At 68.5% G+C, this 12,088-nt stretch carries 11 protein-coding genes; 6 read left to right on the top strand and 5 right to left on the bottom strand.

Annotation, left to right across the window (positions count from 1 at the left end; genetic code table 11):
- Window positions 1–82: 82 nt before the first annotated feature.
- The 3 genes from OHA10_RS06875 to OHA10_RS06865 are packed head-to-tail and all read left to right on the top strand — an operon-like array spanning window position 83 to window position 4,023.
- Window positions 83–2,428 carry a molybdopterin cofactor-binding domain-containing protein gene (locus OHA10_RS06875; protein WP_371405326.1) on the top strand — a complete coding sequence of 782 codons (2,346 nt, stop codon included), beginning with the start codon at window positions 83–85 and terminating at the stop codon, window positions 2,426–2,428.
- Between the two features lie 7 nt (window positions 2,429–2,435).
- Window positions 2,436–2,918, top strand: a complete 483-nt coding sequence (locus tag OHA10_RS06870; protein ID WP_371405325.1) for a (2Fe-2S)-binding protein — start codon at window positions 2,436–2,438, stop codon at window positions 2,916–2,918.
- Complete coding sequence (locus OHA10_RS06865; protein WP_371405324.1) at window positions 2,911–4,023, top strand: XdhC family protein; 1,113 nt, start codon at window positions 2,911–2,913, stop codon at window positions 4,021–4,023. The genes OHA10_RS06870 and OHA10_RS06865 overlap by 8 nt, the downstream gene beginning before the upstream one ends.
- On the opposite strand, the gene OHA10_RS06860 is transcribed toward OHA10_RS06865, so the two are convergent.
- The 3 genes from OHA10_RS06860 to rarD all read right to left on the bottom strand — a co-directional run bounded on the left by OHA10_RS06860 (window position 4,002) and on the right by rarD (window position 7,986).
- Window positions 4,002–5,369 (bottom strand): cytochrome bc complex cytochrome b subunit, encoded by a 1,368-nt coding sequence (locus OHA10_RS06860; RefSeq protein WP_371405323.1) that lies wholly within the window; start codon window positions 5,367–5,369, stop codon window positions 4,002–4,004. The two genes, OHA10_RS06865 and OHA10_RS06860, sit on opposite strands and share 22 nt — an antisense overlap.
- A gap of 74 nt (window positions 5,370–5,443) precedes the next feature.
- The gene (locus OHA10_RS06855) at window positions 5,444–6,958 is read right to left on the bottom strand and encodes a phosphatidylserine/phosphatidylglycerophosphate/cardiolipin synthase family protein (protein ID WP_371405322.1); all 1,515 of its coding nucleotides are present in this window, start codon (window positions 6,956–6,958) and stop codon (window positions 5,444–5,446) included.
- 110 nt (window positions 6,959–7,068) lie between these two features.
- On the bottom strand, window positions 7,069–7,986 hold the full coding sequence (gene rarD, locus OHA10_RS06850; protein WP_371405321.1) for an EamA family transporter RarD: 918 nt from the start codon (window positions 7,984–7,986) through the stop codon (window positions 7,069–7,071).
- 110 nt (window positions 7,987–8,096) lie between these two features.
- On the opposite strand from rarD, the gene OHA10_RS06845 reads away from it, so the two are divergent.
- The 3 genes from OHA10_RS06845 to OHA10_RS06835 all read left to right on the top strand — a co-directional run bounded on the left by OHA10_RS06845 (window position 8,097) and on the right by OHA10_RS06835 (window position 10,289).
- A complete protein-coding gene (locus OHA10_RS06845) occupies window positions 8,097–8,618 on the top strand; it encodes a hypothetical protein (protein ID WP_371405320.1) in 522 nt (173 codons plus the stop codon).
- Window positions 8,619–8,681: 63 nt separating this feature from the next.
- Entirely contained in the window at window positions 8,682–9,434 is a 753-nt protein-coding gene (locus OHA10_RS06840) for a sugar phosphate isomerase/epimerase family protein (RefSeq protein ID WP_371405319.1), read from the top strand.
- 114 nt (window positions 9,435–9,548) lie between these two features.
- Entirely contained in the window at window positions 9,549–10,289 is a 741-nt protein-coding gene (locus tag OHA10_RS06835) for a D-Ala-D-Ala carboxypeptidase family metallohydrolase (protein WP_371405318.1), read from the top strand.
- Here OHA10_RS06835 and OHA10_RS06830 read toward each other — a convergent pair.
- On the bottom strand, window positions 10,286–10,843 hold the full coding sequence (locus OHA10_RS06830) for a DUF402 domain-containing protein (RefSeq protein ID WP_371405317.1): 558 nt from the start codon (window positions 10,841–10,843) through the stop codon (window positions 10,286–10,288). The two genes, OHA10_RS06835 and OHA10_RS06830, sit on opposite strands and share 4 nt — an antisense overlap.
- The gene (locus OHA10_RS06825) at window positions 10,840–12,087 is read right to left on the bottom strand and encodes a DUF445 domain-containing protein (protein WP_371405316.1); all 1,248 of its coding nucleotides are present in this window, start codon (window positions 12,085–12,087) and stop codon (window positions 10,840–10,842) included. Before OHA10_RS06825 ends, OHA10_RS06830 begins: the two co-directional genes overlap by 4 nt.
- Window position 12,088 lies beyond the last annotated feature (1 nt).

Below are 12,088 nucleotides of genomic sequence, written 5' to 3'. Positions count from 1 at the left end.
CGTGGGCATCATGGCCATCCCGGCGCACGGCCGGCGGTGCCAGACTGCGTTCCCAGCATTGCTCGAGCACGGAGGACCCCTCATGGCCGAAGACCCACGTTCGTTGGACCGACCAAGCGAACAGCCGGCCGACAGACGTGGCCTGCTGGGGCGGCGCAAGGTCCTCGGCTACCTGATCGCCGCGCCCACCCTCGCGGTCGGCGTGAGCTGGGCCCTCGACTCGTCCGGCGCGCACCCGGCGGACGCCGCGGTGCCGTCGGTGCCGCAGCCGGTGGACATCTTCGACCTCGGCGACCTGCAGAACCTCGCCGCGGCGCCGACGTCCAGCCTGATCACCGTCGAGTTGAGGACGGACGGTACGGCGTTCTTCGCGGTGCCGCGGGCCGAGGTCGGGCAGGGCATCACCACCGCGTTCGCGATGATCGTCGCCGAAGAGCTGGATCTGCCGATCGAGAAGGTGGAGATCGGCCTGGCGGATGCGCGGCCCGAGTTGCTGATGAACCAGCTGACCGGCGGGTCGAACTCGATGCGCAGCATGTATCTCCCGGTCCGCACCGCCGCCGCGATCGCCCGGCAGCGTCTGGTGGACACTGCCGCTGCGCAGTGGAGCGTCGGTGCGGCTCGAGTCACCACGCGCAACGGTGTTGTCAGCGGTCCGAACGGCCGTACGGCGACGTACGGATCGCTGGCCAAGGCCGCGGCCAGCGCCAAGACGATCACGGTGTCCGCGCAGCTCAAGTCGCCGTCCGAGTTCAGCGTGATCGGGAAGCCGCGCAACCGCGTCGATGCCCACGACATCGTCACCGGCCGCAAGCAGTTCGCGATGGACCTGCAGATCCCGAACGCGAAGCCGACCATGGTGGCCAGGCCGCCGACGATCAACGGGACGCTGCGCTCGATCAACAACCTGGCCGCGCTGCGGGCGATGCCGGGGATCACCGATGTCGTTGGGATCACCCACGGTGTCGCGATCAGGGGCGAGACCTTCGGCCAGTGCATCGATGCGATCCAGAAGGTCGACGCGACCTGGGGGCCGGGCACGGTCGACAAGGAGTCGGACGCCACCGTGCTGGCGAAGCTCCGAGCGGCCCAGCTGCCGATGGCGGTGCCGCCGCTGCTGTCGCAGACGATCGACGCCGAGTTCGTCTTCGCGTTCGCGAGCAACAGCCCGCTCGAGCCCGACTGCGCGATCGCGGACGTCCGTCCGGACAGTGCGGAGATCTGGTCCAGCCTCAAGGTGCCGATCGTGGCCCAGGAGGACATCGCCAAGCAGCTCGGCCTGCCGATCGACGCGGTGAAGGTGCACGTCACCCAGGGCGGCGGCTCGTTCGGCCGGCACCTGTTCCACGACGTCGCGGCCGAGGCGGCGGAGATCTCGCAGAAGATGGGCAAGCCGGTCAAGCTGTCCTGGTCCCGCACGGACAACTTCCGTCAGGGCCGCACCCACCCGATGTGTACGTCGCGGGTGCGGGTGAACTACCTGGCCGGCAACGTGCTGACGTACGAGCAGCGGCACACCAGCGTGCAGACGGACTTCGGTCACGGCCTCGGCGAGATGATCACCGCGTTCGCGGCCGATCTGCCGGTCGGTGGCAACCTGTCGTTCGCGGAGACGATCTTCGAGCTGACCCAGTCGTCGCCCTACAACTTCGGGGTGACGACCCAGCTGCTCAACGAGGTCCCGCTGAAGTTCAACACCGGCAGCATGCGCAACATCTACTCGCCGAACGTGGTCTGCGCCGAGGAACTGGTGGTCGATCGGCTCGCCGCGAAGATGGGACAGGACCCGGTCCGGTTCCGGCGGAACTTCCTCAAGGACCAGCGGTTGCTCGCGGTGCTGAACAAGGCGGCCGAGGTCGGCGAGTGGGGCAAGGCGATGCCGAAGGGTACGGCGCAGGGTGTCGGCGTGCACTCGGAGTACCGGGCCGCGGTCGCGACGCTGGTGGAGATCGACTGCCGGCCGGAGACGGTCAACCGGCCGGTCGAGGGAGAAGGCGTGACCGGTCCGCGGGTGACCAAGGCAACGATCGTCGTCGATCCCGGGTTCTGCATCAACCCACGTGGACTGGAAGCCCAGATGTTCGGCGGTCTGCAGGACGCGATCGCGCTGGCGCTGACATCGAGCCTGCACATCAAGAACGGCATCCCGCTCGAAGGCAGCTGGGACAACTACTTCTACACCCGGGAGTGGAACTCGCCGCTGGACGTGCAGGTGGTGATCATGCCGAACACGAGCGACAGCCCGGGCGGCGCCGGTGAGCTGTCGGTGGCGCCGGCCTTCGCCGCGATCGCGTGCGCCTATGCGCGGGCGACCGGCACGATGCCGACGTACTTCCCGATCAACCACGGCACGCTCGGCTTCGAGCCGTTGCCGGTCCAGCCGTCCACCCCGCAGTCGCCGACCGACGGCCTCGACCACACGTTCTGAGGAATCCATGCCAACGCACACTTTCAAGCTCAACGGCAAGCAGATCAGCGTCGATGCCGAGGACAACGTCCGGCTGCTGTGGGTTCTGCGCGACCTGCTCGGCGTCACCGGACCGAAGTACGGATGTGCGCTGGAGGTGTGCAAGTCCTGCACCTCGCACATCAACGGCAAAGCCTTCAACCCCTGCTCGGTGCAGGTGAAGGACATCGAGCCGACCGACGAGGTCACCACGATCGAGGGGTTGCCGGCGACGGTCGGCAAGGACCTGCACCCGATGCAGGAGGCCTGGCTGACGTACGACGTGGCGCAGTGCGGGTACTGCCAGCCGGGCCAGATCATGGCCGCCGTCGCCAAGGTCCGGCAGGCGCAGGCGGAGGGCCGCGACATCACCGACGCGGATCTCGACGAGCTGCGCAACATCTGCCGGTGCGGCACGTACTCGCGGATCCGCGAAGCCGTCAAGGCCGGCGCGGAGGAGATGCGTGCGTGACGTTCTGCCGCACGTACGGCGGTGGTACGCAGACGGTGAGCGGTTCGCGATCGCGACGGTGATCGGCACGTTCCGTTCGGCTCCGCGTCAACCGGGTGCGGCGATGGCGGTGTCGGCCGGCGGCGTGGCGGTCGGCAGCGTGTCCGGCGGCTGTGTCGAATCCGACGTGTACGCGGTGGCCCAGGAGGTCATCCGGACCGGCCGGCCGGAGGTGCGCCGGTACGGTGTCTCCGACGAGGACATGTTCGCGATCGGCCTGACCTGCGGTGGTGTGGTCGAGGTTCTGGTGGAGCCGATCGATCCGGCGTCGTTCGCCGAGTTCGAGTTGGTCGCCGCCGCGGTCGACGCGGGGCGACCTGTTGCAGTCGCGACCGTGGTCACGCCGGGCGAACACCTGGGTCGGCGGCTCGTCGTCAGGCCGGACGGAGTCAGCGGCGGCCTGGGTGATACGGGCCTGGACGAGGCCGTGCTCGAGGACGCCGTAGCCATGCTCGACAACGGCTCCAGCGCTGTCCGGCAGTACGGCGCTCACGGTGAATGCCGGCGTACCGAGGTCGCGGTGTTCGTGCAGTCGCTCACCCCGCCGCCGCGGATGTTCGTGTTCGGGGCGATCGACTTCGCGGCGGCCGTGGCCCGGGTCGGCAAGTTCCTCGGCTATCACGTGACCGTGTGCGACGCCCGTGCTGTGTTCGCCACCCGGCTCCGGTTTCCCGAGGCTGACGAGGTCGTCGTCGACTGGCCACATCGCTTCCTGGCCGGCGTACTCGAGCAGGTCGACAGCCGTACGGCGCTGTGCGTGCTGACTCATGATCCGAAGTTCGACGTACCGCTGCTGGAGCTGGCATTGCGCACGAACGCCGGCTACATCGGCGCGATGGGCTCACGGCGTACCCACCACGACCGGCTGTCCCGGTTGCGCGCCGCGGGCGTCACCGAGGACGAGCTCGCCCGGCTGTCGTCGCCGACCGGTCTCGATCTCGGCGCGCGGACTCCCGAGGAGACCGCGATCTCGATCGCGGCCGAGATCATCGCGACCCGCAGCGCGGCGAGCGCACGGCCGCTGTCGACGACGACGGGCCGCATTCACACCCCGGCCTTGTCCTGACGTGACGTGAGCTGAGGCGTGGCCGGGCGGTGTTTCTCGACATACCCGCCGTCCGGGGTGCGGGTGATCTGGCCGGTCTCGATGCCGTGTTCGAGGATCTCCGTGTCGCGCAGCTGCAGACCGAGGCAGAGGCGGCGGGTGATCGAGAACGCGACCGGTGGGCCGAGGATCAGCAGTACCTGGAACAGGTGGATCAGGGCGTTCACCGACAGATGGAACTGGACGGCCATCGTGTCGGCGCCGGCCGCGGCCCAGAGGACGCCGTAGAAGACGACTCCGGCGACACCGATGCCGGTGCGGATCGGGTTGCTGCGGGGGCGTTCGAGCAGGTTGTGCTCCCGCCGGTCGCGGGTCCCCCGCTCCTCGATGAACGGGTAGATCCCGACGATCGCGAGGAACAGCGTGCAGATCGCGACCGGCAGCAGGATGGCGAAGCTGATCGTCCTACCCCACCAGACGACCTCCCAGCCCGGCGCCAGCCGCAGCGCGCCGTCCAGGAAGGCGAGGTACCAGGCCGGGCCGACTCCGGCCGAGGTGTCCGCCGGATCGGCCGGACCGAACAGCCACACCGGGTTGATGGTGGCCAGCGCGGCCATCAGGGTCACGACTCCGGTCACGAAGCAGAACAGGCCGGCGCCCTTGACCGCGGCGACAGCCGCCCGACTCCCGACCACGTTGTCCTCGGTTCGCCCGGGGCCGGGGAACTGCGCCGGCTTGTTCTTGAGCGCGAGGACGCCGCTGATGATGAAGAGCACAACGAGCAGTGCCGGTAGGACGATGATGTGCAGCGGGTAGAACCGCGCGATCACATCGCCCGGGAAGTCGCCTCCGAACAGGAGCGCCGACAGTTGGGTACCGACGAACGGCGTCGCCTGCAGCACGCCGTCCAGTACGGCGAGGCTCGTGCCCGACGCCATGTCGTCCGGGAGCGACGTACCGGTGAGGCAGGCGCCCAGCGTGATGATCAGCAGCCCGAAGACGACCAGCCAGTTCAGCCGCCGCGGCCGGCGGAACCCGGCGGTGAAGAACAGCCGCAACAGGTGCAGCAGGATCGCCGCCACCATGATCAGCGCGCCCCAGTGGTGCATCTGACGGATGAGCAGGCCACCGCGCATCTCGAAGCTGATCTTCATCGTCGAGTCCAGCGCCTGCGACATCTGTACGCCGTGCAGCGGTGCGTACGGGCCGTCGTACACAACGTGTTCGACCGACGGCTCGTACGGCACCATCAGCACGAGGCCGCTGAGTGTGACCACAACGAAGCTGTAGAAGGCGATCTGGCCGAACAGCAGCGACCAGTGATCGGGGAATACTCTCGCTCGGAGATTGCTCCAGGGACCATGCATGATTCGGCCCTCCTCATACATACGACCCCGCCGCACCCGAGACTGTGACGCCTCGTGTCACACCTCACAGGCAGCTAGAAGGTGTTACGGCGGCGTGCGGCCCGAGGGCGGGCGTCGGGGTCGTAGAGGTGATGGGCCAACCAGGGCGCCCAGAGCGACTGGGTGCGGGTCAACGGCTGCGGGCGATGAGGGCGGATGCGGCCCTGAGGGCGCGGGCCTTGCCGGTTGTCGGTGTACCACTTGTCGAGGTCGGCGGCGATGGACTTCCACTGGGTGAAGCCGGTGTGGGGGTCCAGGTCGGGGGACGGGGTGCACAGGTGCTCGGACCAGAGTTCATGACGTAGCGAGCGGGCGAGTTCGGGCGAGTCGATCGCGCACGTGAGTTCGCTGTCGTTGGTCCAGGAGCGGCGGTTGAAGTTGTCGGAGCCGCAGGTCATCCAGGCGTCGTCGACGATGCAGACCTTCGCGTGGACATAGATCGGTACGCCGTTCTCGTTCTCCAGGTCGTAGACGGCGACCCGGTCGGAGTCCAGTCGGCGGAGTGCCTCCAGTTGGGCGTGCCGCGAGGGCGGTCCGCTGACCCGGCCGTCCTGGTCCGGGTACCGCGGTACGACGGCGATGATGTGCAGATCCGGCGACCGTTCCAGGGCCGCATGCAGGCCCTCGGTGACGGCGTCCGACCAGAGGTACTGGTCCTCGACGTAGATGAGCCGCTCTGCGCGGCCGAACGCCTTCAGATACGCGCGTGCGATGCTGCGCTCGCCGTGTGGTGCGAACGGGAAGCGGGGGTGCTTGGGTGCGTAGGTCCGCAGTACCTGGACGGCATGCGGACCGGCCGGCGGCGGATCCGGGAACGCCTCCGGCAGATCACTCGGGTGCCGCGGCATCCGGGCCAGCCGCTGCACCAGCATCCGGTACGGCGTACGCCGGTCCAGGGGATGTGGATCGTCCCACCGCTCGACGAAGCACCGGAGTAGATCGCCGACCACCGGACCGCGGATCTCGAGCGTCAGGTCGTGCCAGGGCGCGCGGTCGCCGTACCGCGGATCCATCGGCGCGGTCTGCGGGTCGCCCTGGTGGCGGGCGTCGTCACGCCGGCCGTGGCACAGGTCGATGCCGCCGACGAAGGCGACGTCGCGGGTTGGATCGTCGCGGTGCCTGATCACGAAGAGCTTCTGGTGATGCGAGGCCATTCGGCGTACCCGTTGATCCAGCAGGACCTCGCCACCGGCTTCGTTCAGCTCGGTGCCCAGGTGCTGGTTCTCCTGCGCGTTGAAGCTGAGGTGATCCGAGTGCGACCGCCACAACAGCGCGCGGACCTCCACCCCGGACCGCGCCAGATCACAGAGCACGCGACCGATCGTCGGGCCGCCGTCGTACAGCACCTCGTCCGGATCGCCACGCCAGTCGGTGAAGTAGACCCGATCGCCCGGCCGCAGGGCACACAGTTCGTCGTACAAATGCTGGAAGTACGTCGCGCCGTGTACCAGCGGCCGCACGAGGTTCCCCTCCGTCCACGCTCCGTCGGCGTCGATGTCGGTAGCCGGATTGCCCCGCTCGGCCGGAGTCAGGAACCACTCGTGTGTCATCCGCCTCAGGTGCCCCGATCCGGCTCAGCCCATGAGCCGGCCCGGGTGAGTGCCTGGAGCTGCTTGGCGGTGACCGCCTCGCCGGGTGCCCAGCAGAGGTTCAGTGGGTGTCAGACCGCGGAGGCGGTGATCGCGGCGCGTTCGAGGGCGAGCGTGCGGCGGCGGGTGTGCATGCTGTCGAAGGTGAACAGGGCCAGTGCGACCCAGACCAGGCCGAAGCCGGCCCAGCGCATCGGCGTCATCTGCTCGTGGAAGATCAGCAGGCCGCAGATGAACTGCATGATCGGCGCGATGTAGTTCAGCAACCCCAGCGTCGTCATCGAGATCCGGGTGGCCGCTGCGCCGAAGAGCAGCAGCGGTACGGCGGTGATCGGGCCGGTCAGCAGGACCAGCACGAGGTACGCCGTCCCGTGGTGCGTGACCGTCGCATGCCCCTGCAGTCCGAGTACGACGATCGCCGCGAGTGCCAGCGGAGCGACCGTGCCGGACTCGACCGCCATCCCCTCGATCGCGCCGGCGCCGGCCTGCTTCTTCGCCAGGCCGTAGCACCCGAACGAGAGCGTCAGGATGATCGCCACCCATGGCGGCTTCCCGTTCTCGATCGCCAGCCCGAGGACGGCCACGAAGGCGATCCCCAGTGCGGTCCACTGCAGCGGCCGGAGTCGTTCCTTCAGGACGAAGACGCCGAGCAGGACCGTGAACAGCGGCGTGATGAAGTACCCGAGCGAGGTCTCCACGACGTGACCGTGGCCGACGGCCCAGATGTACGTGCCCCAGTTCACCGAGATCAGGAACGCCGCGGCGATCAACGGCCAGCGCCGGCGTGGTTCCGCGAGGAGAGCCTTCACCCGGCCGAACTTCCGCAGTACGGCGACCAGGATGGCGATCGTGACCAGCGACCAGAGGATGCGGTGCGCGAGCAGTTCGATCGCGCCGGAGTGGTCGAGAAGCTTCCAGTACAGCGGGAAGAGGCCCCAGATCAGGTAGGCGGTGAACCCGTAGGTGAATCCTCTTCGCTGTTCCGGCACGGCGTCAGCGTAAGCCCGCGCGACAGTCGCATCCAACTACTTTGCTCATGACGTGAGACGCACAGCCGTTAGTGTGTCCGGCGACCTGCCCCAACCACAGGAGGTAACCGATGCCGTCCCGACGCGAACTGCTCGATGCGCTGGTCGACGACGTGACCCGATCCGCGCTCGGATCAGCCGGGCTGGGCCCGGAGGATCGCGTGCTGGCCCGGCAGCGGGTGCAGGAGGCGATCCAGCGGGCGGCGACGCGGGCGCAGGGTGATGTGATCGCGCTGGCTCATGGTGACGGTCATGGGCCTGAGGCCGATCGCTTCGCCGCTCACATGGACACCAGGCACCAGGAACGGGGCGGGCCCGATCCGGCCCTCCGGGAGACGGCGGCCGGGAAGCTGGCTGCTGACCTGGTGGCGTCCGACGACAGGACGAACGGGTTCCACACGCTGCTGAGAGACCGCGCAGAGGACTACATCGCGCACTCGGTCACGGTCGCAGCGCTGGAAGAGGCGCAGAAGAGCTCGAACGGCCCGTCCCAGGCACCCGCCGCCGCGGCTGGTCCTGCTGTGGTGGTGGCTGTCGCCAAGGCGGGGGTGTCGAACCATGCCGAGCGTCGTCGTCCGCCGTCCATCGGGTGATGCGGGACGTGAGTCCGTTGGTGCGATGCGGTTGGATGGAGGGGTGAACACCAGGAGGCACGCGTGGGTGTGAGGACCGGTCTGGTCTCGGTGACGTTCCGGCAGTTGCCGGTCGACCAGGTGGTGGAGGTGGCGGCGAAGTCCGGGCTCGCGGCGATCGAGTGGGGCGGTGACGTGCATGTCCCGCTCGGCAATCTCGTCAACGCCAAGCGGGTGCGGAACCTGACCGAGGTCCACGGCCTGCAGGTCGCGGCGTACGGCTCGTATCTCCGGGCCGGCAACGTCGACCGCGAGGAGATGCGCTCCGCGGTCGCCACCGCCGAAGCGCTCGGCGCACCCCGGATCCGGGTCTGGGCCGGCAACGTCGGTACGGCGGAAGCCGGTGTCGGCGACCGGATGGCGGTCACGCGTGGACTGGGCGAGCTGGCCGATATGGCCGCCGGTTCGGGGATCGAGATCGCGATGGAGTTCCACCGCAACACGCTCACCGACGAGGTCGACTCGACGATCACGCTGCTGCTCGACGTCGGCGCGCCGAACCTGAAGACGTACTGGCAGCCGCCGGTCGACCTCGATGACGCGCAGTGCCTCCAGCAACTCGAGGCATTGATGCCCTGGCTGAGCACGGTGCACGTGTTCTCGTGGTGGCCGTCCAACAACCGCCTGCCGCTCGCCGCACGCGAGTCCCTCTGGCGCCCGGTGCTCGACCGCCTGGCCGCGGAGCCGCGCGAGATCAACGCCCTGCTCGAGTTCGTCGCCGACGACTCGCCCGAGCAGTTCAGCAAGGACGCCGCCGACCTGCACAGCTGGGTCTAGCTGACCCGGGCCGGCCGCGGGACGTCGGAAAGTTTCGCCGAGCACTGGCCAAGCGGCGGATTGTGCCGGAATGCTGGGGTGGGACAGGTTCCTTCACCGCCCCGGAGGTGTCCGATGTCCATCACGTTCCCACGACTGTTCGCCGTACTTCTGCTGTTTGCGGCCACACTCACCGCGTCGCAGGTCGTCGCCACGACGGTCGCGCACGCGGACGGTTGTTATACCTGGGGTCGCACGCTCAGCCAGGGGATGAACGGCGAGGATGTGCGGCAGCTGCAGATCCGCGTCGCCGGCTATCCCGGGTACGGCGGTCATCTCGCGATCGACGGTGATTTCGGGCCGGCCACGAAGGCGGCGGTGCAGCGGTTCCAGTCGGCGTACGGACTGGGCGCGGACGGGGTTGCCGGTTCGGCGACGTTCAGCAAGATCTATGCGCTGCAGGACGACGACTGCACGCCGATCCACTTCACGTACGCCGAGTTGGACGACGGCTGTGGCGGATCCGGGTACGACGGCGGCCCGCTGTCGGAGGCGGCGACCAAGGCGAACGCGCTGCAGACGATGTGGCAGCTGGAGGCACTTCGTCATGCGCTCGGCGACCAGCCGCTCAACATCTCCAGCGGCTTCCGCAGCATCCCGTGCAACAACTCGGTCGGTGGCGCGAGCAACAGCCAGCACCTGTACGGCCGCTCCGCCGACCTCACCGGCGTCCACTCCCTCTGCACGATGGCGAAACAGGCCCGCAACCACGGCTTCGGCGGCATCTTCGGCCCCGGCTACCCCGACCACAACGACCACACCCACGTAGACATTCGTACGACGAACTCGTGGAGTGCCCCCAACTGCGGAATCTAGCTGAGCGGGCGGTCTCCGAAGTTGGTCAGTGGCGGTAGGTCCAGGTCTATCGCCGCTGCCAACCGATCCCAGCCCACGTGGCCGAACGGCTCCGCGCCTTCGGTGAACTGCTGCTCCAACGAGCGGGCTGCCTGCTCGGCCGCGTCGCGTTCCGCGTCTGTGACCAGGCCGGATGCGTGGGCGGCGGCCAGCTCGTCCCAGTCCTCGGTGCCGACGATCCCGTCAGCCCGGCGGAACGGGTCCAGTTCCAGGTCTTCGAACGCCCACTCCGCGCCGATCAGCACCGGCTGCGTGCTCACGTCGACGTGCAGCAGTCCGCTCTGCCGGAAGTACGCGAACCACCAGCCGTCGTGCGGCGCGAGCTGGACGGAGTGCTCACCCGGCTGCCCCGGACCGAGCTGGGCAACCTCACAGAGCTCCCCCGTGTTGTCGCGGTAGAGCGAGTGCGCCGGCGTGTAGAACCAGGTGCCGAACGCGTCCGTGGCCAGGGGATATGCCGACCACAGACCGGACCCAGTGGGCCGCTTGCGTTTGCGGATGTACGTCGCCTTCACAGCAACTGGCTGACCGTATGGATGATGAGCCCGACGAGCGCACCGACGACAGTGCCGTTGATCCGGATGAACTGGAGATCCCGTCCCACGTGGAGCTCGATCCGCGCGGACGCCTCGCGACCGTCCCATCGTTCGATCGTGTCCGAGATGACCGAGACGATCTCGGTGCCGTACGTGCGGACGACGTACCCGACCGCCTCGGACGCGCGGGTGTCGACTCTCGTGCGAAGCCCTTCGTCGTTCTGGAGCCGGTGGCCGAGATCCTGCAACGCCTTGACCGCGCGCGTCCGCAGCGTGCTGTCCGGGTCGTTGATCGAGTCGATCAGCGCCGTACGCATCGCGTCCCACACCGCGGTCAGGCTGGAGCCCATGTCCGGATGCGTGAGCATCCGCGCCTTCCACGCCTCGAACCGTTCCATCGTCTCCGGGTCGTGCTGCAGATCGTCCGCGAGTTGTGCGAGCAGCCGGTCGACCGCTCGCCGCGCCGGGTGCGTCTGGTTGTCGCGTACGTCGGCCAGCCACGCCAGCGCCTCGCGATGGATCCGGTCGATCACCAGCCGGTCCACCCATTGCGGCGACCAGCGCGGAGCCCGCGGGCCGACCACGTCCGCGAGCAGATCCCGGTTGTTCGCGAGCCAGTCGTACGCCTCGACCATCAGCAGGTCGAACAGTGCGTGATGCGCGCCGTCCTCGACCACCGACTGGACGAAATGTCCCGCGATCGGGCTCAGCGGCTCCTTCACGAACCGTGGCAGCAACGATCCCCGCACGAACGCGGCCACGTCCTCGTCACCGACCTTCGGCAGCGCAGCGCCGATCGTCCGCGCGCCTTCCGCCACGATCCGCTCGGCGTGGTTGCCGTCCGCAAGCCACTCACCGGCCCGGCGGCTCACCTCCGCCGTACGCATCTTCTCGGCCACGACTTCCTCGGACAGGAAGTTCTCCGTGACGAACTGCTCCAGGCTCTCGGCCAGGCTGTCCTTCCGGGTCGGGACGATCGCGGTGTGCGGGATCGGCAACCCGAGCGGGTGCCGGAACAGCGCGGTCACCGCGAACCAGTCCGCCAGTGCGCCCACCATCGCCGCCTCGGACGCCGCGTTCAGGTACGCCCAGCCGCCGCTGAGGTGCAGCGTCGCCACGTAGATCACCGCCGCGAGCACCAGCAGCGCCAACGCCACCGACCGCATCTGCCGCAGCCCACGCCGCCGTACCTGATCGGCAGCGCTCAGGGTCATTGTCGCCATA

It is taken from the genome of Kribbella sp. NBC_00662 (genome assembly GCF_041430295.1).
Taxonomy (GTDB): Bacteria; Actinomycetota; Actinomycetes; order Propionibacteriales; family Kribbellaceae; genus Kribbella.
This window is presented reverse-complemented; position numbering and strand designations above follow the sequence as displayed.